The sequence below is a fragment of the Actinacidiphila acididurans genome, assembly GCF_016918855.1.
Taxonomy (GTDB): Bacteria; Actinomycetota; Actinomycetes; order Streptomycetales; family Streptomycetaceae; genus Actinacidiphila; species Actinacidiphila acididurans.
In genome coordinates this window covers 139,683-163,021 of record NZ_JADKYB010000008.1, presented here as the reverse complement: position 1 = coordinate 163,021, position 23,339 = coordinate 139,683, and the positions used below count along the sequence as shown (strand labels likewise).

Below are 23,339 nucleotides of genomic sequence, written 5' to 3'. Positions count from 1 at the left end.
CCACCTATCAGGAGCGAACTCCATGACACATCCTCTACCGAGGAACCCCCGGTCCCGCCGGGCGCTGATCGGGGCCACCGGCATCGTGCTGGCCGTGACCGGTCTCGGCGGCGTCGTCGCCGCGCCCGCCCACGCCAACCCGGCCGGTACCGCGCTGGTGATCAACGAGGTGTACGGCGGCGGCGGCAACTCCGGCGCCACGTACACCAACGACTACATCGAGCTCTTCAACCCGACCGACGCCACCGTGGACGTGAGCGGCTGGTCGGTGTCGTACTACAGCGCCAAGGGCAACCTCGGTGGGTCGACGGCCCTGACGGGCAGCATTCCGGCGCACGGCTACTACCTGGTCCAGGAGGGACAGGGCGCCGGCGGCACCACGCCGCTGCCCACCCCCGACGCCAGCGGCCAGCTGGCCCTGTCGGCGACCGCCGGCTCGGTGACGCTGTCCGACGCGGCCGGCTCCGTCGTCGACACGGTCGGCTTCGGCACCGGCGCGATCGTCGAGGGCGGGGACGCCCCCGCGCCCAGCAACACCACTGCCGTCACCCGCGCCACCCCCGGGGCGGACACGGACAACAACAACGCCGACTTCGTGACGGCGGCGCCGAACCCGCGCAACTCCGCGTTCAGCGGCGGCGGCACCACGCAGAAGCCGGCCATCGGCGCGATCGGCCCCCGGGCCGCCACCGTCGGCACGGCGTTCTCCTTCACGCCGACCGCGACCGGCGGCACGTCGCCGTACACCTGGAGCGCGACGGGCCTGCCCGCCTGGGCCTCGATCGACGCGGCCACCGGCCGTATCAGCGGCACCCCCGACGCGACCGGCTCCGCCTCGGTGCAGCTCACCGTCACCGACGGTACGGGCGCCACCGGCAGCGCGACGTTCACGCTGACCGCCCAGGCCGCCGGCACCGGCGCGAACCACGTGGTCATCAGCCAGGTCTGGGGCGACGGCGGCTACACCAACGCGCCGTTCGCGCACGACTACATCGACCTGTACAACCCGACGGACAGCGCGGTCGACCTGACCGGCTGGTCGATCGGCTACGGAGCGTACAACCGTGGAGCCGGCGCGGCGCTGGCCGACTACCCGATCTCCGGCAGCATCCCGGCGCACGGCCACTTCCTGGTCCAGGCGGGTGCCGACACGGCCGGGGACGGCGCGGCCCTGCCGACGCCGGACGCGACGATCCCGGTGAACCTGAACTACCAGGGTTCGTTCGTCGCGCTGCTCGACACGACGGCGGCCCCGACGCTGCCGGCCGGCGACATCAGCGGCACCGCGCACGTCGTGGACGCGCTCGGCTACGGCGACGCGAACACCTTCGAGGGCGAGGCCCAGGGGACCAACCTCGGCACCGACGTGGCCGCGCTGCGCACCCCCGAGGGCGCCGACACCGACGACAACCACACCGACTTCACCACCGGGCAGCCCGCCCCGGTGAACTCGGCGGGTCAGACCGGCACCGGCGACTCGAGCGGTGACGCCGGCAACGTGACGATCGCCCAGATCCAGGGCACGAACACCGACACCTCGCCGCTGGCCGGCAAGACCGCCACCACCCAGGGCGTGGTCACCGCGGTGTACGCGACCGGCGGCTTCAACGGCTTCTACCTGGAGACGGGCGGCGCCGGCGGCGCCGCGGCCGACGACAAGACCCCCGGGGCCTCGGACGCCGTGTTCGTCTACGGTTCGCAGTCGGTCGGCACCGTGACCGTCGGCGAGAGCGTCCAGGTCCGCGGCACGGTCCAGGAGTACGCCGGCGAGACCGAGCTCACCTTCCCGACCGTGACGCAGCTGGCCACCCCGCTGCCGCCGGTCGTCGCCGACCGGATCGCGTGGAGCGACCTGCAGTCCGACGCCCAGAAGGAGGCGCACGAGGGCGAGCTCATGGCGCCCCAGGGCGACTTCACGGTGACGGACAACTACAACACCAACTTCTACGGCCAGGTCGAGCTGGCCGCCGGCGACCAGACGCTGCGTCAGCCGACGGACGCCGGCCCGGCCGGCAGCGCCGCCGCGCAGCAGGCCGCCGACTACGACGCCTCCCACGCCATCACGCTGGACGACGGCGCGAGCGTGACCTACTCCCCCACGGGCTCCGCCGCCAACAGCCCGCTGCCCTGGCTCACCGCCGGCAACCCGGTCAGCGTGGGCGCCAAGGCGACCTTCCACCAGCCGGTCGTGCTGGACTACCGCAACTCGCTGTGGAACTTCCAGCCCACCGGCCAGGTCAACGGCGCCGGCGGCGACATCGTCTCGTTCTCCGACATGCGCACCCAGAACGCGCAGCCGGTGGCCGTCGGCGGGAAGATCCGCCTGGCGACCTTCAACGTCGAGAACTACTTCCCCATGACGGGCAGCCGCTACGTCGCGGGCGGCCTGGGCTCGTGCTCCTACTACAACGACCGGCAGGGCAACCACATCGCGGTCAACGACTGCGGTGCCACCGGCCCCCGCGGCGCGGCCGACGACGCCAGCTTCCAGCGGCAGCAGGAAAAGATCGTCACCGGCATCAACGGCCTCGGGGCCGGCATCGTCTCGCTCGAAGAGGTCGAGAACTCGGTCAAGTTCGGTGAGGACCGCGACTCCGCGCTCGCCGGCCTGGTCGACGCCCTCAACGCCAAGGCGGGCGCCGGCACCTGGGCCTTCGCGCCGTCCCCGGCGGCCGCGGACCTGCCGCCGACCGCCGACCAGGACGTCATCCGGACCGCGTTCATCTACAAGCCGGCCGAGGTCTCGCTGGTGGGCGCCTCGCACGTGCTGAGCAACCTCTCCGGCGCCGGCCAGGACTTCTCCATCGCGCGCGAGCCGCTGGCCCAGGGCTTCAAGGCCGTCGGCACCGCCGACTCCGACGCCTTCCTGGTGGTGGCCAACCACCTGAAGTCGAAGAGCAACGACGCCGCCGGGCTCTACCCCGGCGACGCGGAGGACACCCGCCCGGCCTACGACCAGGGCGGCTACAACGAGACCCGTACGCACCAGGCGCAGGACATGCTCGCCTTCGCGCAGGCGCAGGCGCAGACGCTGGGCACGGACAAGCTGTTCCTCGTGGGCGACTTCAACGCCTACACGCACGAGGACCCGATGGAGTACCTGTACAGCCAGGGCTACACCGACCTCGGGTCCACGGACGACCCGAACCACTGGTCGTACTCCTACAACGGCCTCGAGGGCTCCCTCGACCACGTCGTGGCCAGCCCGGCGGCGCTGTCGATGGTGACCGGCGCGACGGTCTGGCAGATCAACGCCCAGGAGTCGGTCGGCTTCGCGTACAGCCGCTACAACTACAACGCCACGCAGCTGTTCAACGCCGGCGACCCGTTCGCGGCCTCCGACCACGACCCGGTCGTCGTCGGCATCGACCCGGGGCCGGTGAAGGCCGCCTCCGAGGTCGCCGTGAAGGCCACCCCGAACAAGGTCGTGGCGGGCAAGACCCAGGTCATGGTGCACGTCACGGTCACGGCCGCCGGCACCACCCCGACCGGCACGGTCACGGTGACCGTCGACGGCCGGACCTACCACGCCGCGCTCGACTGCGGCGAGGCGAACATCAAGCTGGCCGCGTTCCACGACGCGGGCACGCACACCGTGGCCGTGAGCTACTCCGGGGACGCCAAGGTGCTCCCCGGGACGGCTGACACGACGGTGAAGGTCACCACGAAGTAGGCCGCGCCTGGCGCACCGACGCCTGGCACGTACGACGGGAGCCGGCCCCTCGGGGCGGGCTCCCGTTCCGTTTCCGGGGCGCGTGGGGCTACTCGACGAGCGTCTGGGTGCCGAGGACGACGGCGAGCGCGAGCCGCTCGGCGTCCTCGGTGCCGGGCTCGGCAGTGTAGACGGTGATCCGCAGATCGTCCATGGCGACGACGAGCGTGTCGCAGTCGAGCGTGATCCGGCCGACCGCGGGATGGTCGATGACCTTCCGCTTCGACGGCTCGGGGAGCGGCGGCGGGGCGTCGGCCTCCCAGAGTTCGGCGAACCGCGGGCTGGTGTCCCGGAGTTCGCCGATGAGCCGGCGGAGCGCCGGGTCGGCCGGATACCGGGAGGCGGTCAGCCGCAGGTCGGCGACCAGCCGCGCCTCGTGGTCGGCCTGCTCCTGCGCGGTGTGCACGACACGGGTGCCCGGTCCCAGCAGGTTGCGCCAGACGGCGTTGCGTTCCAGGCCGCGCCAGCTCGTCGTCTCGCCCATGAGCGCGTCGTAGGGCGCGTTGGCCAGGACGAGCGTCCAGGTGGCGTCGTACACGACGACCGGGGTGTTCGCCAGCCGGTCGAGCAGCCGCTGCACGCTCGCCGTGACGCGCGTCGGGACGACCTCGGGCCCGGGAGCGGTGTGGCCGGCCAGCCGGTAGAGCAGGTCGCGCTCCGCGTCGGCCAGGCGCAGCGCCCGCGCGAGCGCCTCCACCACCTGGACGGAGGGCGCGGTCGCCCGGCCCTGTTCGAGCCGGGTCAGGTAGTCGGTCGAGATGCCGGCGAGCCCGGCCAGCTCCTCGCGGCGCAGCCCGGTCGCCCGGCGGCGCCGTCCGACCGGCACGCCGACGCTCCCGGGCACCATGCGATCGCGCCAGCGGTGCACCGTACGGCCGAACTCCCACGACTCCATGCGTCCAGTCTGGGCGCGGGCGCCGCCGTTGTCCTGGCCCCGGCATTCCTACGACAACGGGACGGCTGGCTGACCGCCCTGCGCTGCCGCAGGCTCGGACCATGACCACCACCACGACCGGAACGGTCCTGATCACCGGCCCGACCAGGGGCCTGGGCCGCGCCGCGACCCTGGCCATGGCGGACCGCCCGAAGGGCGAGCGCCCCGACCTGCTGCTGGTGGGCCGTACCGGAAAGGCGCTCACCGACGTCGCCGAGGAGGCCCGCGCGCGGGGAGCGAACGTCCACGAGATCGGCTGCGACCTGTCGCGGCTCGCCGACGTGCGGGCCGCGGCGGCGGCCGCGCGGGACCTGCTGGCCGCCGGCGCGGTACGGCCGCTGCGCGCGCTGATCGCCAACGCCGGCCGCATGTCGGCCGACACCCGGGCCGCCTCCGCCGACGGCTACGAGCTGACCTTCGCGGTGAACCACCTGGCCCACGCCCAGCTCATCGGCGACCTGCTCGGCTCGCTCACCGAGCCCGCCCGGATCGTGCTGCTCGGCTCGAACGTCTACAGCGCCAACCTCGGCCGCAGGCTCATGGGCGTACCCGAGGCGAAGTGGCACGACCCCGCCGAGATCGCCCGGCCGGCGACCGGAGAGAAGAAACCGGGCATGAACGCCGCCGGTGTCGCCTACGCCAACGCCAAGCTGGCGATCCTCTACTACGCCCACGAACTCCAGCGCCGCACCGGCCCCGGCGTCAACGTCTCGGTCTTCGAGCCCGGCTGGATGCCCGGCACGGCGCTGGGCCGCGACGCCCCCGCGCCCCTCCAGGCGATCGGCCGCGGCCTCGGTCGCCTGCCCGGCGTCTCCACCCCGCAACGCTCCGGCCCCGCGCTGGCCTCGATCGCACTCGACGACAAGTGGGCGACCCTGCGCGACGGCGCCTTCGTGGTGATCGACAAGGTGACCGAGGTACGGCCCGTGGCCCGCGACCGGTCCCGCGAAACCCGCCTGTGGGAGGCCACCGCCCACCTCCTCGCAGCAGCGGGCACCCCCACCTGACCGGGCCCGGTCGACCGGGAAGGCCCAGCCGGGAAGTCCCCGGCTACAGTCCGGCCGCGTCCACGCTGTCCGACGCGGGCGGCGCCTGGACCCGCACCGGGGTCCCGTAGCCCCACCAGTACATGGTGGTGACGTTCTCCCCCTCGGTGGCGACCTTCTTCAGCGGCAGATGGTCCGCGGACACCCAGACGTCGAGTTTCTCCTCCGTCACCCCTGCCTTCCGCATGCTCCGCTCGACATCGGCCCGCTGCGCGGCGCTCAGGTGGGGCGCCCGCAGCCGGGTGAGGTCGGCGAGAGCGATGGTGCCCCGGTAATGGGTGGCCGGGACGCCGCGTACGGACTCCGTGCCCACCTCGCGCACGTCCCGGGACGCCAGGACCAGATCGACGGCCCGGGACAGGTCCTGGCTCTGGAGTACGTCGGTGACGTACGCGCCCGCGGAGGATGTGGCCAGCTCGTCGACGCCGTACCTGATCCAGTGCTTGCCGCCCAGGTGTGCCGCGGCCCCGGGGCCGAGATCGAGGTAGTAGACGTCCGGCAGCAGGCGATACCGGATGGTGCCGTCGAGGCCCGCGCTGCGCATCGACCGCAGCGCGCTCGCGTCGGTGACCTCGGCCGTCATCGTCATCCGGACGCCGTGCGACCAGTCGAGCGCACCGCTTTCCGTCAGCGACGGGGTGCCGCCCGTCTTCACCGTCAGCTCGAACTTCGCGGAATGCACGCTGCTTGTGCGCTTTTTCACCAGGGCCAGGGCGTCGACGGCCGAGAGCTCCGGAGACCCCCCACCGCCGGTGACGGCCGACGCGGACGACCGGACCGCCGACGGGTGCGCGGCCTTGCCGCCGCCCGACGCCGAACCACTGCCCGGCGCGCAGGCCGACAGCCCGACAAGTGACGCGGCGGCGACGGCGGCCAGCGCCGTACCCCGGAACGTATGCACGAGTCCTCCCCCATGTCCGGGGCCGACCGCCCCGGAACCGCCAGGCACCTTAGCGCAGCGAACCGACATGCGGCGTGGGTACGTCCCCCGGGCAGAGCGGCGCCGCCGGGGTCGCGGCCGGACGGGTGATCAGCAGGCCTCACGTGCCGCGCGGGTGCCGGGGTGGTCGGGGCCGAGGTGCGTTGCCCGGTCGGCGGCCACGGCACGCATCTCGGCGGGCGAGGCACGGCTCGCAGGGGCCCCGCTCGGGGAGCGGGGCCCCTCGGCCGGGTTCAGGCGTGCTTCGGCCAGGGCGGGAACGCGTGCCGGCGGCCGGCGACGGTCGCGATCGCGGTGGGAATCATGATCGCGAAAGCGACCCACGGAATCGAGGTGACGCCGAGCCCGGCGAGCAGGAGGCCGCCGAAGACGCCTCCGGCGGCGATGCTGAGGTTGAAGACGGTCACGAGGATCGACTGGACGCCGTCCGTGCCGGCCGCCCGGATGCCGGCCGTGACGAAGAGCGTGGCGGAACCGCCGAAGCCGATGCCCCAGACGGCCACGCCCACGTACAGGATCACGGGGCTCACCAGCGCGAGGCCGAGCACGAGAGCGCCGGCTCCCAGGACGACCGTGCTCATGACGATCAGCCGGCGGTGGTGCGGATCGACGTAGGTGCCCGTGGCCCAGATGCTGAGCAGCGCCGCGACACCGAAGGTCAGGAGCACCCATTCGATCTGGCCGCCGACCCCCGAACGGGCGGTCAGCGGACCGATGTACGTGTACAGGATGTTGTGGGCGACCATGAATCCGGCGACGACCCAGAGAATCGATCGCACGCCGGGGGTACGGAGGACGGTCGCGACCGGGACGTGCCCGCCCGCCGCTCCGCCCGGAAGGTTGGGCAGCGAGGTGAACGCCCAGCCGATCAGGCCGACGCTGACCACCGCCACGACGCCGAAGGTCGCCTGCCAGCCGGCGGCGTCCCCCAGGAAGGTGCCCGCCGGCAGGCCGAGCGACAGTGCGACCGGCGTGCCCGCCATCGCGATGGCGATCGCCTTGCCCTGGAACTGCGCGGGGACGATCCGCGCCGCGTATCCGCCGATGTTCGACCAGATCAGGCCCGCTCCGACGCCGGCGACGAAGCGCGCGACGAGGATGACCGCGAAGCTGCTCACCAGAGCCGCGACGGCGTTCGCCAGGGCAAAGGCGACCAGGGCCGACACCAGGACCGTGCGGCGCCCCCGGTTCTTCAGCACACCGCCCAGTGGGATCGCGGTGAGGGCCGTCGCCAGTGCGTACACCGTCACGGTCTGACCGACGACGGATTCCGAGAGGCCGAGGCTTTTCGACATTTCCGGCAGCAGACCCGCGGGAATTGTCTCGTTGATGATTCCCAGGAAGCCCGCCGTGAACAATGCCAGCAGGCCGGCCATGGGAAGCTTCACCTTCTCCGTGACGCGGGTTCTTTCATTCGTCGCCGACGACATGCGTGAGCCTTCCGAATTGACACGATCTTTTCAACCGTGGCTCAACATGGCCGCTTCGGCGGCGATTCCCGGAATCGGGCGCCCTGACCGTCGATTCGTCTGGGGCCGGCCTTCACCGATTCGATGGGTGCCGGTCCCGCTTTTCCTTCCCGGCCGCCGGGCCGCCGTCCGTGCCGCTGTCCGGATCTCCCTCCGCGCCGCCCTCCGTGAGCTGGGTCCGCACCCCGCGGGGCACCCGCACCCCGTGGCTGCGCAGATTGCCGATGAACCGCGCGACGAGCGGATCGGGTTCCCCGGCCGTCACGGCCACGAGCTGCCTGACCCACCGCGGCGAGAACGAGCGCACCGCGCCCGGAAAGCCGTCGCTGACCGCGCTCACCGGGCTGACGGCGACCCCCAGACCGGCGGCCGCGAGTTGCGGTGCGGCGGCGGTGACCGAGGTCCGCATCACCGTCTCCGGGTGGACCCCGGCGCGGGCCAGGGACCGGTCGAGCCAGGCGCCGAGGCCGTTGTCCGGCGCGAAGTGCACGAGGGGCGCGCCCTGGAGGTCCTCGAGGCGTACGGCCGGCCGTTCGGCCAGCGGGTGGCCGGTGGGCGCCGTCAGCACGATCTCCTCCTCGGCGACCGCGGTGACCGTGAGGCTGCCGGGCGGCGGGCCGGGCAGCAGCGCCACGTCCACCTCGTCGGAGTCGACGAGGCCGAGCAGCTCGTCCATCGCCGTCGACTCGCGCAAGGTGATCGCCACCTCCGGGTAGCGGCGGTGCCACTGCCGGATGACCGGGGCGAGCAGCGCCACGCTCAGGCTCTGCGCGCAGGCCAGCCGCAGCACCCCGCCGGCCGCCTGACCGGCCGCGCGCGCCGAGCGCACCGCCGAGGCGGCCGCCTCGATCGCCCGCCGGGCGTCCGCGACGGCGGCCCGCCCGGCGGGAGTGAGCTTGACCCCCCGGGGTTCGCGGCGCAGCAGGACCGTGCGGGTCTCGCGCTCCAGCGAGGCGATCTGGTGCGAGACCGCCGGTTGCGACGAATGCAGCAGCAGCGCGGCCTGCGTGATCGATCCGGAGTCCGCGACCGCGACAAGGCACTCCAGCGCACGAAGAGAAGGCATCCATAGATTTTATCGCATGCGATCGAAGCATGAATGTTGTCGAGGGAAGACCTCGGCATCCCCGATTGCTGCACCGCAGGACACCTTCTCGCCCGAGGCGGACGGGAGGGTCCGTACACGGCAAGGGAGAGATCTCATGGCACAGGCGTTCGTCACGGGCGGTTCGGGGTTCATCGGCCGGGTGCTGGTCCGCCGGCTCGTCGGCGAGGGGCACTCGGTCCGCGTCCTGGTCCGCAGCGAGGTGTCGGCCGCCAAGGTGTCGGCGCTCGGCGCGGAGCCGGTGCGGGGCGAGCTGACCGACCCGGCCACCTGGCAGGAGGGGGTGACCGGCAGCGACGTGCTGTTCCACCTCGCCGCTGAGACGGACATCACCGCCGACCGGGCCCGTCACGAGCTCGTGTCGGTGCACGGCACCCGGGCAGCCGTCGACGCGGCCCGCCACGCGCGGGTTCCCCGCTTCGTGCACTGCGGGAGCGAGGCCGCGCTGCTGGCCGGCGACCCGCTCCTGGACGCCGACGAGACCGCGCCGCTGCGGCCGGACTCGGAAGCCGCCTACTGCGCGGTGAAGGCCGTCGCCGAGAAGATCGTGCTCGACGCGAATGCCCCGGACCTCGCCACCGTGTCGATTCGCCCGAGGTTCGTCTGGGGCCCGGACAGCATCCTGATCGACGGCCTGGTCGCCGCCGCGAAGGCCGGCCAGTTCGCCTGGATCGACGGCGGCCGGCACACCACCGACGTCACTTTCGTCGACAACGCCGTCGAGGGCCTCGTACTCGGCTGGCGGCACGGCCGGCCGGGCCAGGCCTATTTCGTCACCGACCGGCACCGCGTCGTCCTGCGCGACTTCCTGGAAACGCTGTTCGCGATTTATGGCGTCGATTCGCCGATTCCCGACCTGGACGCCGAAACCGCCGTCCGCGAGATTCCCGTACCCGCCCGGTGGTTCCTCGGGCAGCCCTGCGTTCTGCGGACGGACAAAGCCGTGGCCGACCTCGGATACGAGCCGACCGTCCCGCATGCCGCCGGTCTGGACGCCGTACGGAATGCGGTGGCCGCCGGCGGCGCGTGACGCGGCACGACCGTTCAACCGGCACACGTAATCGATCGACCGAAGGAAAACCGGAATGAAGATTGTCACGATCGGACGAGGAATGATCGGCGGCGGCCTGGCCACCCTCTGGCGGACCGCGGGCCACGACGTCGAAGAGCTCGGCCGCGACGGCGGAGACGCCTCGGACGCGGACGCCGTCCTGGTCGCCGTGCCCGGCGCCAAGATCTCGGCCGCCCTGAGCAAGGTGACGGGGCTCGACGGAAAGATCGCGATCGACGCGACGAACATCATGCCCGCCCGGCACGGCGACTTCCCGTCGTACGCCCACGAGGTGAAGTCCTTCACCCACGGCCCGGTCGCCAAGAGCTTCAACATGAACTTCGGATCGCTGTTCGGCGCGGTGCGCGAGCAGCGGGTGCGGCCGAGCAACTGGTACGTCGCGGACGCGGGCGCCCGCGAGGTCACCGAACGGCTCGTCCGGGACGCCGGCTACGACCCGGTGCACGTCGGGGATCTCTCCCGGGCCCGCGACTTCGAGAACGCGGTCTGGCTGCTCATGGGCATCCAGCCGGTCGGTGGGGTTTTCTACCGATTTGCCGTTCCCGGCGAGCTCTGATCGAATCAGTGGGTTGGTGACATCGCGGTACGGCCGGCCGGAACGCGGCGACGGGGAGGACGACCCGCTGCGCGCGGGTCGCAGTCGCGCGGTGCACGGTCGGGGGTGCCCGCTGCTCCGCGCCGTCCTCCCCGCCGCGGCCATTGGATCGCGTGCCCGGGCGCCGGCGACAGGGCCGATCGGCCCCGGCGCCGGGCCGTAGGGCCCGGCCGAGGACCACCGCCGGCCCGCGGTCCGGGCGGCGCCGCCCGGACCGGGCATCCCCCTCGGGAGGCTCCCGTTGCCCCGGCCCGAGCAGGACGGACGGCGGCAGGCCGATGCCGTACCCGGGATGCCGTACCCGGAAGGAGGCGGACACCGTGGAAACCGTCACCGTCTGCCTGGACGGCTCGCCGGAATGCGCCGCGGTCGCGCGGTGGGCCGCCCGCGAGGCGATGCGGCGCGGGGCGCGGCTGACCGTACTGCACGTGGCGCCGCAACGCCCGGGCCGTACCACCTTCGTCACGCCGACCGACCCCCGCCCGCGCCCGGCCGGGAAGCGGTGGTCCCCGTACCCGGTCGCCGAGGCCCTGCAGGCCGCGTACCCGGCGCTGTCGGTGACCGCTTCCGAAGTGACCGGCAGGACCGTCCCCGCCCTGCTCACCGCGGCGGCGGAGAGCGACCTGCTCGTGCTCGGTTCCTGGGACACGGGCGCGGTCGGAAGCCTCCTGCCCGGATCCGTGGCCCGGGAGGTGACCCGCAGGTCCCCGGCTCCGGTGGTCCTGGTGCGCACCGGCGAGCGCGAGACGGACGAGCACCAGCCCGACCCCGACGGCAACGCCGCGACGACCACGCCGTACCGCGAGGTCGTGGTGGGCGTGGACGTCCGGCATCCGTACGACCCGGTCCTGGACTTCGCCTTCGACGCGGCGAGCCGCCGGGCGGCGCCGCTGCGGGTCGTGCACGGCGGCGGCACGGCGCCGTCGGCCCCTGCGGACCGGCAGGGAGCGGACAGCCCCTTCGAGGGCATGGACGAGGCCACCGACGACAGCCGCAAGGTCCTGACCCGCACGCTCGCGCGATGGGCGCCGAAGTTCCCGCACACGGACGTGATCCCGGAGGCGGTGGTCGGCGACACCGGCAAGCACCTGGTCGACGTGGCGGCCAAGGCGTCGCTGCTCGTGATCGGGCGCGACGACCGTATGGCCGAGGTCGGCCCGGTCGCGGGGTCCGTCGGCCGTACGGTCCTGCGCGACGCCCCGGCCGCGGTCGCCGTCGTCCCCCACCGGTGAACCGGCACCGCCACCGGCCGCCGGGGGCGCCGGGGCCTAGACGATCTCCACCTGGTAGGACTGCCCGGACTCCGTCCGCACGTGCAGGGACTGCCGGTCGCGCTCCAACTCCGTGACCCACTCGTAGACGATCAGCGCCCGGCTGACCGTGTCGGCCTCGGACCGGCCGGTGCGTTCGGTGGTCGCGTCCAGCGCCTGACGGGCCCGCCCGCTCAGATCCACCGCCAGGCGGTACGTCCCCGGCAGCCGTCCCTCGGCCGGTCCGGCAGCGCCGGGCGCCGCTGCCGACGGGCTCTCGCGGCCGACCGCACCGCCGCCGGGGCGCCGCCCGATCAGGTCCGTCGCACGCCGCAGCACCCCCCGAAAACCCCGGGAGCCCCGGACGCCCCGAGAGCCGCGGAAGCCCCTGATGCCCTTGAGACCTTTGGGGCCCCGACCGGCCGCACGCCCCGCACCCGTGTTGCCGACGAGCACCTCCCCGCGCCCCCCGAGTCCCAGCCACGCCATGACGCCCCCCACTGCCGACCGCAGGCGGGGACACCCCCGCCGTCCGTCGACCCTCCACCGCCCAGACGTCCCGTGGACACGTCCCCGACACAACATGCGATGACCTCGGAGTGAACATCGAGGATCAATGTTCACCTCCGGTTCACCCGGACGGCCCAGCGCGGCTCAGCGGCTTCGGACGTCGGGGCGGTGCTCCGGCACCTCGTCCCAGTTCCCGCTGGCCACCGCCGGGGAGCGGGTCAGGCCCACGATGCCCAGCGCCATCAGCCCGACACCGGCGACCTCGGGCAGCACGTGCCAGCCCGCGGCGATGTTCTCACCGAAGAGCAGACCGCCGAGGACGACGCTGATCAGGGCGTCCCCCAGGGTCAGGGCGGGCTGGGAGGCGGCCAGCGTGCCCGCGCGCAGCGTCCACTGGAGCAGCAGCACGCTCAGCAGTCCGGTGGCGGCGCCGGCGTAGGTGTGCCAGGTGGTGAGGACCGCGGTGAACCCGTCCGGGAAACGCGCCGTCACCTCCTTGATGAGCGCCGCCGTGACCGAGAAGCAGGCGGCCGTCGCCAGGCCCAGCGCCGCGGCCTGCAGGGGTCCGCGGATGCGCAGGGCGAGCGCGAGCAGGAGCGCGACGCCGCAGGCCAGCGCTCCCCCGGCGCCGAGCCACTTCCAGTCGCCGGCCCGGTCGCCGCCCTGCGACGGGGAGGCGGCGAGCAGGAAGAGGGCCAGCCCGCCGGCAAGCATCAGGAAGTCCCACCACGTCCCCGCGCCGGGCCGGTGCCGGAACACTGCGGCGCCGATCAGCAGGGTGAACAGCAGTTCACTGGCGAGCAGGGGCTGCACCACCGCCAGCCCGCCGGAGTCCAGGGCGATGACCTGGAAGACCGCGGAGAGCCCCATGGCCGAGATCCCGCCCCACCAGTACGGCCGGCGCAGCAGCCCGGCCAGGCGGGCCGTCGCCCCCCTCGCCCCGTGGGCGGACACCTCGTCCGGCTCGACGGCGGCCCGCCGCTGGAGCACGGACGCCGCCGCGTTGAACACCGCGGAGAGCAGTGCCATGACGACGGTGAGCACGTTCATGGGGGAAGCCTGTCGTTCACGGAAGCCCGGCGGGCTGCCCCGCGCCGGTGCCTGACCGGCCGGGCGAGCAGATGCGTAACCACCCTGCCGACGGATAAACCTCTCCCGGCCGACTGGGCACAACGGGTGGCGGCCGGCCGTGCTCCGTTTGGCGTCCGGCACCACGGTTACCTGTGGATCTGCCGGTGCATCGTCGTCCGCAGCGAGGTGATCATGCCGCACACGCGCCCGTACGCCCACGTGTCCGTGGCAGTTCCCGCCCCCTGCCCGTACGCGCGCCGGCCATGAGCCGTTTCCTGCTGCTCAGCGCCGGTATGGGCGCCGGCCACGACGCTGTGGCCGCCGAACTCGCCCGGCGGCTGCGGGCCGCCGGGCACGAGTCGTCGCAGCGCGACGTGCTGGAGATGCTGCCCGGCCGCATCGGCGCCGGGGTGCGCGGCTTCTACCGGGCGGCCGTCGGGCACGCCCCTGTGGTGTACGCGGGCATCTACGCCGCCTTCTTCCGCACCGGCCCCGGCCCCCGGCCGGGCAGCTCGCCGCTGGCGGCCCTCGCGGAGAGCCGTCTGCAAGCCGAGGTGGCCCGCGAGGGCGCCGACGCGGTCGTCGCGGTCTTCCACCTCGCCGCCCAGCTCACCGGCCGGATGCGCGGCGCCGGGCGGCTGCCGGTGCCCGCCGCGGTGGTCGTCACCGACTTCGCCGTCCACCGGCAGTGGCTGCACCCGGGCAACGACCTCAATCTGTGCCTCACTGCCGACATCGCCCGCGGCGTACGGAAGCGCATGCGACTGCCCGCCGCCGCCTGCGGCCCGCTCCTGCCGGACCGCTTCCACCCGCACCCGGCCGGCGCGGACCGGTGGCGGCGGCGCTTCGGGGACGACGGCCTGCGCCCGCCCGTCCTGCTGGCCACCGGCGCGTGGGGAGTCGGCAGCCGGCTCGACGCCACGGCCCGGCTGCTGTACGACGGCGGCTACCTGCCGGTCGCCCTGTGCGGACGCAACGAGCGCCTGCGGCGCACGATGGCGAAGGTGCCGGGCACCCTCGCCCTGGGCTGGGTGCAGGACATGCCCGGCCTCATGGCCGCGAGCACCGCCCTGATCGACAACGCCGCGGGCCAGACCGCCATGGAAGCGCTGGCCGTGGGACTGCCGGTGGTCGGCCACCGGCCGATCCCGGGCCACGGCGCCGACGGCGTACGGACGATGGCCGCGCTCGGCCTGACCGAGTACGCCGCCGACTCGTGGCAGTTGCTCCAGGCCCTGGACCGGATCACGGCGTGCGGGCCGGGTGCTCGGGGCCCCTCCGCCGACCACCGGCTCCCGGACGGCGACGCCGTGGGCCTGCTGGACCGGCTGATCGCCGGCGGCCGGGCCTGACCGGTGCGCCGACGGTGCCGGGGGGCACTGCTCGCGCGGGCTCGCGGCCCGTACGAAGAATGCGGCCGGACGCCGGGGCACGGCGCCGGCGGCCGGCCCTGACGCAAGGCCAGGTACGACCGATGTGCCGACCCCGTCCGGTCGTACGGCTCGTCGTACGGCTCACGGCCCGTACGAAGAATGCGGCCGGACGCCGGGGCACGGCGCCGGCAGCCGGCCCTGACGCAAGGCCGGGTACGACCGACGTGCCGACGCTGTCCGGTCGTACGGCTCGCGCGGGCTCGCGGCCCGTACGGACGGTGCGGCCAGGCGCGGCGGTACGACGCGGACGCCCGGGCGCGGCGGTACGGCGCCGATCGGGCGCCGCCGGGCCGCCGCGCTAGGCCGTGCGTGTGTCTTTGCCGAACCTTCCCGGCCGGGCGTGCGCGCTTCCGGACGCCGTACGGGCACCCGGCGTGAGGATGGCACCCCGTGGTGTACATCTTCGGTCTTTCCGCCGCCTGCCTGCTGGGCTTCGGCTTCGTGCTGCAGCAGCACGCCGCCGAGCACGAGCCGCTGTCCGTCATGCTCTCCTACAAGCTGCTGCTGGACCTGGCCAAGGTCCCGCTGTGGCTGGCGGGCATCGGCTGCATGGTCGCGGGCCAGATCCTCGGCAGCCTGGCGCTGGGGCACGGCGACCTGGCCAAGGTGGAGCCGCTGCTCACCACGAACCTGCTGTTCGCGATGCTGCTGGCGCGCTGGATGGGCGAGCAGCCGCTGGGCTGGTCGGGGTGGCTGGGCGCGATCGCCCTCAGCCTCGGCGTGGCGGCCTTCATCCTGGCGGGCCGCCCGCACACCGGCCACGGCCACATCACCCAGGCCCGGCACTGGCTGGTGATCGCCTGCGTGCTGGGGCTGGCCGGGATCCTGGTCCTGATCGCCCTGCGGCTGGACCTGCTGCACCGCCCCCCGCTGCTGGCCGCGGCGGCGGGCACCCTGTTCGGCCTCCAGGACGCGCTCACCCGGGTCTGCGGCAGCATCATCGGTGCCCGCGGCATCGGCGGGCTGCTCGCCTCGTGGCAGCCGTACGGCGTCCTGGCCCTGGCGGTGACGGGCCTGCTGCTGACGCAGAGCGCCTTCGAAGCCGGACCGCTGCGCCTGTCGCTGCCGGCGCTGACCGTCGCCGAACCGCTGAGCGGCATCGGCTGCGGCATCGGCTTCCTGCACGACGAGCTGCACACCACCCCGAGCGCGCTGGCCTGGCAGACCGTGGGCGTGGCCGCGGCGATCACCGGCGTCTTCGTCCTGGGCCGCCACCCGGTGATGCCCGGCGGAAAGCGGCGTCCCGACCCCGCGGATCGCCATCACGAGCCCGTCCCCGCGGAGGGCGGCGACCCCACCGCCGGACCCGCGGACGGGCCCACGCACGGCGGCCCCTCCGACGGCCCCTCGGCCTGACCCTCGAACGGACGGGACATCACGGACAGATAGGCCCGCTCGTGATCGGGTAGACACCAACGAAGGATCACGACCGGTGGAAGGAGGGCACGTGCGGCGTCCCCCGCTCAGGCGGCTGCTGCGCCCCCTCCTGCTCACCGTCCTGCTGTTGCTGCTGGCCCTCGCCGCCACCGGGCTCTCGTTGCTGATCACGCCCCAGCAGACGGTGTCTGCGGCCGGCCAGAGCGTCCGGGTGGGCGCGACGTCCCTCCAGCTGAGTCCGTCCGGCCCCGGGGAACTCGTGCTGTTCGGCCAGACGATTCCCACGAAACCGCAGTTCGACGGGCCGATCCGGCCGCGCCTGGAACTGGCCCGGATCGCCACCGGCCCCCAGGTGTCCAAGCTGGTGCAGAACGGCGGCCACGGAAGCCTGGTCCTCGCCGTGGGGCACGAGCTCACCTCCGGCTGGGTGCGCTACGCCGTGTGGGAGACCGTCATCGCCACGGGGGTGATGCTGGTCGTCCTGGCCGCGGTGACCGGTCTGCGGCACCTCCCACGACGCCGCACGGCCGCCGTGCTCGGCGCCGGCCTGGTCTCGGTGTGCGCCGTCAACCTCATCGGGTTCGGGCTGCTGGCCAACAGCACGCCGCAGGTCCTGGACCACGTACGGTCCCTGGAGGACCTGGTGGGGCGCGGCCCGCTGACACCGGTGCCGCCCGCCTCGGGCCCGCACCTGACCGAGGTGCACGCGGTCGTCATCGGGGACTCCACGGCCGCCGCGCCGGGAAACGCGCCCCTCCCGAACCCCACCCCGCTGGACACGGCGTGCGTGCGCAGCGTGGACGCCTACGCCCGTGACCTGGCCGAGGTCAACGGCTGGAACGTGCTGAACCTCGCCTGCACCGGCGCCACCGTGCCCGACGGCGTCCTCGGCGTCCAGATCGTCAGCGGCCACCAGGTGGCACCCCCGCAGCTCGCCGAGGCGCAACGGGCCACGAAGGCTCCCGTGCTCATCATCAGTGTCGGTGCGAACGACGTCGGCTGGGCCGATCTGACCCGGTTGTGCGCCGTGTCCACGACCTGCGACGACCGGGCCACCACCGCGTTCTTCCGCAACAGGCTCACCCGGTTCGCCGTCGACTACCGCACCCTGCTGCGGCAGGTCTCGACCCTGCCGCAGCACCCGACCGTCCTGGTCAACGAGTACTACGACCCCTTCGGGCCCAACGCCGACTGCCTGAAGGGCGAGGGCATCACCACGGCCAAGGCCGACATGCTGCGGTCACGGCTGACGGAGCTCAACACCGTCCTGCGCGACGGGGCCGACCTGGCGGGCGCCCACCCGGTGCGGCCGAGCTTCACCGGCCACGAGCTGTGCAGCACCGAGTCGTACGTCCAGGGGCCGGCGAGCGCGGCCCCGCTGCACCCCACCCCGGCCGGGGAACTCGTCATCGCGCTCGCGGATCAGCAGGCCCTGACGGACCTCCCCCGATGAGCCGCGCGCCCCGCCGGTGGCCGCGCGTCACCTCGTGCTCGCCCAGCGGGCCGACGGCCAGTCCCGCCTCCCGGCAGACGGCGACCAGGCCGGGCAGCGCGCCCAGCGCGGCCCGCCAGCATCCCGGCGCCCCTTCGCGGTCGGTGTCGTGCAGCAGCGCAGTGCCGCCGCCGCGCAGGTCGCGCAGCAGAAGGTCCAGCACCGAGCGGGCGGTGGCCCGGGAGGTCCAGTCCCGGCCCCAGGCCGACCACAGGACCGGCCGCAGCCCGGCCGTGCGCGCCGCCGCCAGCCGGTCGCCGGTCAGGATGCCGTAGGGCGGGCGGTACCAGAGCGGCGCGTCGCCGTACGCCTGCGCCACCAGGTGCGCGGCGAGCGAGAGCCGGCGGCTCTCCCGCAAGGGCGACGGCCGCCAGGGACGGTCGTGCGTCCAGCCGTGCACCGCCAGTTCGTGGCCGCGCCGGACGATCTCGCGGCCCAGGTCCCAGTGGTGGGCCAGGCGCTCACCGAGCACGAAGAACGTCGCCCGGACCGCCAGGCCGTCCAGCGCGTCGAGAAAACGCGGCGTGGTGCGTGGGTCCGGCCCGTCGTCGAAGGTGAGCGCGACATGGTCCGGCCGCCCGAGGCCGGCCAGCGCGGGGAACAGCGCGCACCGCGGCCCGGGCAGCCAGGTGCCGGCGGGCAGCACCTGCGCCGTCCCGGCCAGCAGCAGGGCGGCGCCGGCCGCGGGCCACGGCCGCGCGGGGCCCGTCGCCCGCCACCGCCCGCTCATCCGAAGCGTGCCGCCAGACGCCGGTACGGCCACGGAGCGATCGCGCGTATTCCGACCGGCAGCCGGAGCCAGCGGGGGATGTAGACCTCCTGGTGCCCGGTCCGCACCGCCGCCGCCACCGCGTCCGCGACCTTCTCCGGCGCGATGAGCCGGGGCCGCGCGCGGGGGTACGCCGACCCGCGCCGGACGAAGAAGGGGGTGTCGACCGCTCCGGGCACGATGTGGGTGACGTGGATGCCGCTGCCCTTCAGTTCGTACCGCAGCGCGTCGGCGAAGGCCCCCACGCCGGCCTTCGCGGCCGAGTACACCGCTTCGTCGCGCACGCCCACCGACCCGGCGAACGACCCGACCAGCACGATGTGGCCGCGGCCCTGCGCCAGCATGTACGGCAGGGCCGCCTGGACGAGGTGCACCGGCGACACGAGGTCGACGGTGAGCACCTCGTCGACGGTCGCGGCCGGCATCGACGTGAACGGGCCCGCCCAGCCGACGCCGGCCGCGGCGATCAGCAGGTCGATGCGGCCGGCCTCCCTCGCGGCGCGTTCGGCCAGCGCCCGCGCGCCGCTGGGCGCGGACAGGTCGCAGGGCACGGCGACGCCACCGGTCTCGCGCGCCACCCCGTCCAGCCGCGGGCGGTCCCGGCCGGCCAGCAGCAGCTGCCACCGCTGCTCGGCGGCCAGCTGCCGGGCCACCGCGGCGCCGATCCCCGAGGACGCCCCGGTCACCAGCGCCACCTCGGTGGCCCGCCGGTTGCCCTCCCGGACGGCAACCGTCTCCTGTGCTGCGACGGCGCGTGCCATGGCACCTCCTCGGGCGGTCTCGTCGTGGCCTTCGTGGCCCCACCGCGACCGCACCCGGCCGACGCCGACCCACTCCGCGCATGCCACGAGGCTCCACGGGGAACGGCCGGTATCGTCCGCGGGGGACGGCGCCGGTGTCGATCCCTGTCGTACTGTCCCACCCCCCGCCCGCCCCCGCGACTGCCGCACGCACTTCGCCGCCCCGCCCGGCGAACCGTGCCCCGCTGTTCGGCGGCCTGTGGGCCCCCGCACCGTTGGGCCATTCGGGTGACGCCGCACGATCCGCGCGGGAGGATCCGAGGAGGGCCTCTGGAGAACGCCTGGGGGCACACTTGCCAGCGGCGGTCAGCCGGTGGGACGCGGCGCTCCGCTGCGGGGTCCGGCGCGCGGGCCGTCCCGCCACGGAGCGACCAGGCGGGCCGCGCACCGGCCCACGCGAACGCCACGCCCAGGGCACACCTACCAGCGACCGTCAGCCCGTGAGGCCCGACCATCCACCGCACTGCCCCGCATGCGGCCATCCGCCACCGGGCCGGCAGGCGGGCAGCCCATCGGCCCACGCGAACGCCACACCCGGGGCACACCGGCCAGCGACCGTCAGCCCGTGGGGCCCGATCCTCCACCGCGCTGACCCGCATGCGGGCCGTCCTCCCATGGAGCCGCCAGGCGGGCCGCGCATTCGAGCATGAGGGCGTGGACGAAGGCCTGGGGGAGGTTGCCGCGGAGTTGGCGCTGGGCGAGGTCGTACTCCTCGGCGTACAGGCCCGGCGTTCCGCAGGCGGCGCGGTTGCGTTCGAACCAGCGCAGCGCCGACTTCTCGTGGCCCTGCTGGTGCTCGGCGAGGGCGACGACGAAGCCGCACATCACGAAGGCTCCCTCGGCCTGTTCCAGGGGCCGGTCGTCGTGCCGGAAGCGGTAGGCGAAGTGGTCGTCGGTCAGGTCGGCCAGGAACGACCGCAGGGTCTCCCGGGTCCGCGGGTCGTCGGCCGGTACGGCGCCCCGGACGGCCGGCAGGAGCAGGGCCGCGTCGTGGCGCGGGTCGTCCGGTGCCCGCTGCCAGCGCCCGCTGGGGTGTACGCCGGTCCGCCCGGCCTCGGCGACCAGGGAGTCGGCCAGGCCGGTCCACTCGTCTGGCCGGTTGCCGAGTACGCCCGCCGCCGCGGCGGCACGCAGGCCGGCCGCGCAGCTCAGCCGGCTGTGGGTCCAGCGGCGCGGGCCCAGTTCCCACACCCCGGCGTCCGGTTCGTCCCGGCGCCGGGCGATGGCCTCGGCGGCGGTCCGCGCGGCCCGCAGGCCGTCCGCGTCCAGCCGGCCGTGGCGGGCCGCCGCGGCCAGCAGCAGAAGGCACTCGCCGAATATGTCGAGCTGGAACTGCCCGGAGACCTGGTTGCCGACGAGGTCGAAACCCCCGGGATAGCCCGGCAGCCGCAGCCGCCGCTGGTCCGGGATCGTACGGCCGTCCACGGTGTACGCGGGTGCCAGCCGCGGCCCGTCCTCGTCGAGCCGGCCGGTCACGAACCGTACGGCGTCGTCCAGCAGCGGCCCGGCCCCGGCGGCGGCCACGGCCTGTCCGGCGTAGCACTGATCGCGGATCCACACGTACCGGTAGTCGTAGTTGCGGCCTTCCTCCGCTCTTTCGGGCAGGCTGGTGGTCGCGGCCGCCACCATGCCGCCGGACGTGCCGGTCAGGCCCCGCATGACGGTGTAGGCGTGCCGCGCGTCCCGCTCGGCCACGGTCCCCGCCAGTGGCGGCACTTCCCGCCGCCAAGCGGCCTGCGTCCGATCCCACGCCTGGTCGGCGTCCGGCGCGGCCGGCAGGGGACGGTCGGAGATCTCCAGCACCAGGTCGTGCCGGTCGCCCTCGGCCAGCACGAAGTCCGTCTCCAGGTGGGCCCCGCCGGACGAGGCGTGCGCCGCTGCCGCGCCCGACCAGCGCCAGTGCAGGTCGCCGGCCCGGCCGGACCAGCTCCCGTCCGCCGCGCGGCTCACCTCACGGGTCGGCGCGCCGCCGAATCCGGCGGCGGGTTCGAGGACCAGCCGCACCCGGGCGGGCCCGTCCACGGCCGCGAGGCGGCGCAGGATCACCGCGCGGTGGGGATCGCCCGGAAAGGCCAGCGCCTGGCGGCACTCGACGATGCCCTCCTCGGTGATCCAGCGACCGCGCCAGATCAGCGAGCCCTCCTCGTAGTAGCCGCCGCCGATGAACCGGCCGACCGGAGCGACCCGGTAGACGCCGCGCCCTCCGATGAGCCCGCCGAAGACCGCGTCGGAGTCCCAGCGGGGCGCGCACATCCACGCGATGTCGCCGCGCGGCCCCACCAGGGCGCCCCGCTCCCCGTCCGCGATCAGCGCGTAGTCCCGCAGCGGCTGCGGATCGTCTTCCCGGGGGTCAACCGCCGTGGCCATGTGCGTCCTTTCCCCGGGTGGTCCCTCTCCCCTCGGCTACCGCCGGCAAGGCGCGGCAAACCGGCCTCGTGGATCACGCGCGGGAACTCCGGCGGGCCTCAGCCCCCGGCGGGCGTCACTCGTCCTGGGCCGTTTCCGCGGTCGGGTCGGGCACGTGCGGCAGGATGTCGGTGATGTAGCTGGCCACGGTCGCCTCCAGGCCCACGTCGTGCTGGGCCCGCTCCGAGAGGTACCAGCGGTGTTCCAGCAGCTCGTGGTAGACCTGCGCGGGATCCATGCCGCGGCGCAGTTCCACCGGCACGGCGCGTACGGCGGGGCGGAACACCTGCCGGACCCAGCGGTGGGCGAGGACTTCCGGGCGTGCCCCGAGGGGATCCTCCGGGGTGTAGTCGTCCTGGGTGGCCATCCAGTGCTCGAGGTCGTTGAGGAGGCTGCGGGCCTGGTTCTCCTCGGTGTCCATGCCGGTCAGCCGCAGCAGCTGGCGCTGGTGGTGGCCGGCGTCCACCACCTTCGGCAGGAAGGTGACGGTGTCGCCCTCGGGCGAGCGCTGGATCTGCATCTCGGCGACGTCGAAGCCGAGGTCGTTGAGGCGGCGGATGCGCCGGTCGATGTAGTGGCGCTTGCTCGCCGGATACACCGACTCGCGGGTCAGCTCGTGCCACAGGTCGCCGTAGCGCGCCACGATCGCCTCGCTGAAGGTCAGCGGGTCGACCGAGGGGTGCAGCGAGCCGCCCGCCTCCAGATCCATCAGCTCACCGGCGATGTTCATCCGGGCCACGTCGATGTCGTAGTCGCGCTGGCCGTTGCTCAGCCCGGGCTGGATCTGCCCGGTCTCCGCGTCGACCAGGTAGGCCGCGTACGCGCCGGCGTCGCGGCGGAAGAGGGTGTTGGACAGCGAGCAGTCGCCCCAGGCGAAGCCGACCAGGTGCAGCCGCACCAGCAGCACGGCCAGCGCGTCCAGCAGCCGGTTCACCGTGCCCGGGCGCATCGTCGTCTCGAACATCGACCGGTAGGGCAGGGACCCGTTCAAGTGCCGGGTGATCAGCGCGGGTTCCAGCGGTGTGCCGTCCGCGGCGACCCGGCCGGTGACCACCGCCATCGCGTCGACGGCGGGTATCGCCAGCCGGTCCAGGTCGCGCAGCAGCTCGTACTCGCGCTCCGCCGCCCACTGGCTGACTTCCTTGATCGCCACGACCTCGCTGCCCGCGCGGGCGAAGCGCACCACGTGCCGGGAGATGCCGCGGGGCAGCGCCACCAGCGACGCGGCCGGCCACTCCTCCAGCGGCAGGTGCCATGCCAGGTCCAGCAGGAACGACGGGTGCTCGGCATCGGTCGCGGTGATCTGCAGCGGCATGGCGCGACACGTCCTCTCGTCCGAAGGCCGCACGACACGTCCG

18 protein-coding genes are annotated in these 23,339 nt (G+C 74.1%); 8 read left to right on the top strand and 10 right to left on the bottom strand.

The window, feature by feature from the left end; all coding sequences use genetic code 11:
• Positions 1-22 precede the first annotated feature (22 nt).
• Positions 23-3,673 (top strand): ExeM/NucH family extracellular endonuclease, encoded by a 3,651-nt coding sequence (locus tag ITX44_RS16770; protein ID WP_205358040.1) that lies wholly within the window; start codon positions 23-25, stop codon positions 3,671-3,673.
• A gap of 88 nt (positions 3,674-3,761) precedes the next feature.
• Here the strand turns inward: ITX44_RS16770 and ITX44_RS16765 are convergent, their stop codons facing one another.
• Positions 3,762-4,607 (bottom strand): helix-turn-helix transcriptional regulator, encoded by an 846-nt coding sequence (locus ITX44_RS16765; RefSeq protein ID WP_205358039.1) that lies wholly within the window; start codon positions 4,605-4,607, stop codon positions 3,762-3,764.
• Positions 4,608-4,708: 101 nt separating this feature from the next.
• On the opposite strand from ITX44_RS16765, the gene ITX44_RS16760 reads away from it, so the two are divergent.
• Positions 4,709-5,653 carry an SDR family NAD(P)-dependent oxidoreductase gene (locus ITX44_RS16760; RefSeq protein WP_205358038.1) on the top strand — a complete coding sequence of 315 codons (945 nt, stop codon included), beginning with the start codon at positions 4,709-4,711 and terminating at the stop codon, positions 5,651-5,653.
• Between the two features lie 43 nt (positions 5,654-5,696).
• Here ITX44_RS16760 and ITX44_RS16755 read toward each other — a convergent pair whose 3' ends face one another.
• The 3 genes from ITX44_RS16755 to ITX44_RS16745 form a co-directional block, all read right to left on the bottom strand.
• Entirely contained in the window at positions 5,697-6,593 is an 897-nt protein-coding gene (locus ITX44_RS16755) for an SCO4651 family lipoprotein (protein ID WP_205358037.1), read from the bottom strand.
• Positions 6,594-6,865: 272 nt separating this feature from the next.
• Positions 6,866-8,020, bottom strand: a complete 1,155-nt coding sequence (locus ITX44_RS16750; protein ID WP_205358036.1) for an MFS transporter — start codon at positions 8,018-8,020, stop codon at positions 6,866-6,868.
• A 154-nt stretch (positions 8,021-8,174) separates the two neighbouring features.
• Positions 8,175-9,167: a LysR family transcriptional regulator gene (locus ITX44_RS16745; RefSeq protein WP_205358035.1), complete on the bottom strand. Its 993-nt coding sequence runs from the start codon at positions 9,165-9,167 to the stop codon at positions 8,175-8,177.
• Positions 9,168-9,303: 136 nt separating this feature from the next.
• Here ITX44_RS16745 and ITX44_RS16740 point away from each other — a divergent pair, with 136 nt between their 5' ends.
• The 3 genes from ITX44_RS16740 (at position 9,304) to ITX44_RS16730 (ending at position 12,105) form a co-directional block, all read left to right on the top strand.
• Complete coding sequence (locus ITX44_RS16740; protein ID WP_205358034.1) at positions 9,304-10,236, top strand: NAD-dependent epimerase/dehydratase family protein; 933 nt, start codon at positions 9,304-9,306, stop codon at positions 10,234-10,236.
• Between the two features lie 55 nt (positions 10,237-10,291).
• Positions 10,292-10,834: an NADPH-dependent F420 reductase gene (locus ITX44_RS16735; protein WP_205358033.1), complete on the top strand. Its 543-nt coding sequence runs from the start codon at positions 10,292-10,294 to the stop codon at positions 10,832-10,834.
• A gap of 359 nt (positions 10,835-11,193) precedes the next feature.
• On the top strand, positions 11,194-12,105 hold the full coding sequence (locus ITX44_RS16730) for a universal stress protein (RefSeq protein WP_205358032.1): 912 nt from the start codon (positions 11,194-11,196) through the stop codon (positions 12,103-12,105).
• A 36-nt stretch (positions 12,106-12,141) separates the two neighbouring features.
• Here the strand turns inward: ITX44_RS16730 and ITX44_RS16725 are convergent, their stop codons facing one another.
• Both ITX44_RS16725 and ITX44_RS16720 read right to left on the bottom strand, forming a co-directional pair.
• Positions 12,142-12,462: a hypothetical protein gene (locus ITX44_RS16725; protein ID WP_205358031.1), complete on the bottom strand. Its 321-nt coding sequence runs from the start codon at positions 12,460-12,462 to the stop codon at positions 12,142-12,144.
• Positions 12,463-12,777: 315 nt separating this feature from the next.
• Positions 12,778-13,683: a DMT family transporter gene (locus tag ITX44_RS16720; RefSeq protein WP_205358030.1), complete on the bottom strand. Its 906-nt coding sequence runs from the start codon at positions 13,681-13,683 to the stop codon at positions 12,778-12,780.
• Positions 13,684-13,967: 284 nt separating this feature from the next.
• On the opposite strand from ITX44_RS16720, the gene ITX44_RS16715 reads away from it, so the two are divergent.
• The 3 genes from ITX44_RS16715 (at position 13,968) to ITX44_RS16705 (ending at position 17,967) form a co-directional block, all read left to right on the top strand.
• Positions 13,968-15,056 (top strand): MGDG synthase family glycosyltransferase, encoded by a 1,089-nt coding sequence (locus tag ITX44_RS16715; RefSeq protein WP_205358029.1) that lies wholly within the window; start codon positions 13,968-13,970, stop codon positions 15,054-15,056.
• Between the two features lie 471 nt (positions 15,057-15,527).
• Positions 15,528-16,493: a DMT family transporter gene (locus ITX44_RS16710; protein ID WP_205358028.1), complete on the top strand. Its 966-nt coding sequence runs from the start codon at positions 15,528-15,530 to the stop codon at positions 16,491-16,493.
• Between the two features lie 91 nt (positions 16,494-16,584).
• Entirely contained in the window at positions 16,585-17,967 is a 1,383-nt protein-coding gene (locus tag ITX44_RS16705; protein WP_307795306.1) for a GDSL-type esterase/lipase family protein, read from the top strand.
• Here the strand turns inward: ITX44_RS16705 and ITX44_RS16700 are convergent.
• The 4 genes from ITX44_RS16700 to ITX44_RS16685 form a co-directional block, all read right to left on the bottom strand.
• Positions 17,921-18,736, bottom strand: a complete 816-nt coding sequence (locus tag ITX44_RS16700; RefSeq protein ID WP_205358027.1) for a polysaccharide deacetylase family protein — start codon at positions 18,734-18,736, stop codon at positions 17,921-17,923. The genes ITX44_RS16705 and ITX44_RS16700 overlap by 47 nt on opposite strands.
• Positions 18,733-19,536, bottom strand: a complete 804-nt coding sequence (locus ITX44_RS16695) for an SDR family NAD(P)-dependent oxidoreductase (RefSeq protein ID WP_205358026.1) — start codon at positions 19,534-19,536, stop codon at positions 18,733-18,735. The genes ITX44_RS16700 and ITX44_RS16695 overlap by 4 nt, the downstream gene beginning before the upstream one ends.
• A gap of 597 nt (positions 19,537-20,133) precedes the next feature.
• Positions 20,134-21,942, bottom strand: coding sequence for a glycoside hydrolase family 15 protein (locus ITX44_RS16690; RefSeq protein WP_205358025.1), 1,809 nt, complete (start codon positions 21,940-21,942; stop codon positions 20,134-20,136).
• Between the two features lie 115 nt (positions 21,943-22,057).
• A complete protein-coding gene (locus tag ITX44_RS16685) occupies positions 22,058-23,296 on the bottom strand; it encodes a DUF4032 domain-containing protein (protein ID WP_205358024.1) in 1,239 nt (412 codons plus the stop codon).
• Positions 23,297-23,339 lie beyond the last annotated feature (43 nt).

Coding starts and splice junctions, on each gene's coding strand:
- ITX44_RS16745 (WP_205358035.1), bottom strand. CDS start 9,167: ATGCCTTCTCTTCGTGCGCTGGAGTGCCTTGTCGCGGTCGCGGACTCC.
- ITX44_RS16765 (WP_205358039.1), bottom strand. CDS start 4,607: ATGGAGTCGTGGGAGTTCGGCCGTACGGTGCACCGCTGGCGCGATCGC.
- ITX44_RS16715 (WP_205358029.1), top strand. CDS start 13,968: ATGAGCCGTTTCCTGCTGCTCAGCGCCGGTATGGGCGCCGGCCACGAC.
- ITX44_RS16690 (WP_205358025.1), bottom strand. CDS start 21,942: ATGGCCACGGCGGTTGACCCCCGGGAAGACGATCCGCAGCCGCTGCGG.
- ITX44_RS16735 (WP_205358033.1), top strand. CDS start 10,292: ATGAAGATTGTCACGATCGGACGAGGAATGATCGGCGGCGGCCTGGCC.
- ITX44_RS16695 (WP_205358026.1), bottom strand. CDS start 19,536: ATGGCACGCGCCGTCGCAGCACAGGAGACGGTTGCCGTCCGGGAGGGC.
- ITX44_RS16720 (WP_205358030.1), bottom strand. CDS start 13,683: ATGAACGTGCTCACCGTCGTCATGGCACTGCTCTCCGCGGTGTTCAAC.
- ITX44_RS16685 (WP_205358024.1), bottom strand. CDS start 23,296: ATGCCGCTGCAGATCACCGCGACCGATGCCGAGCACCCGTCGTTCCTG.
- ITX44_RS16740 (WP_205358034.1), top strand. CDS start 9,304: ATGGCACAGGCGTTCGTCACGGGCGGTTCGGGGTTCATCGGCCGGGTG.
- ITX44_RS16700 (WP_205358027.1), bottom strand. CDS start 18,736: ATGAGCGGGCGGTGGCGGGCGACGGGCCCCGCGCGGCCGTGGCCCGCG.
- ITX44_RS16760 (WP_205358038.1), top strand. CDS start 4,709: ATGACCACCACCACGACCGGAACGGTCCTGATCACCGGCCCGACCAGG.
- ITX44_RS16770 (WP_205358040.1), top strand. CDS start 23: ATGACACATCCTCTACCGAGGAACCCCCGGTCCCGCCGGGCGCTGATC.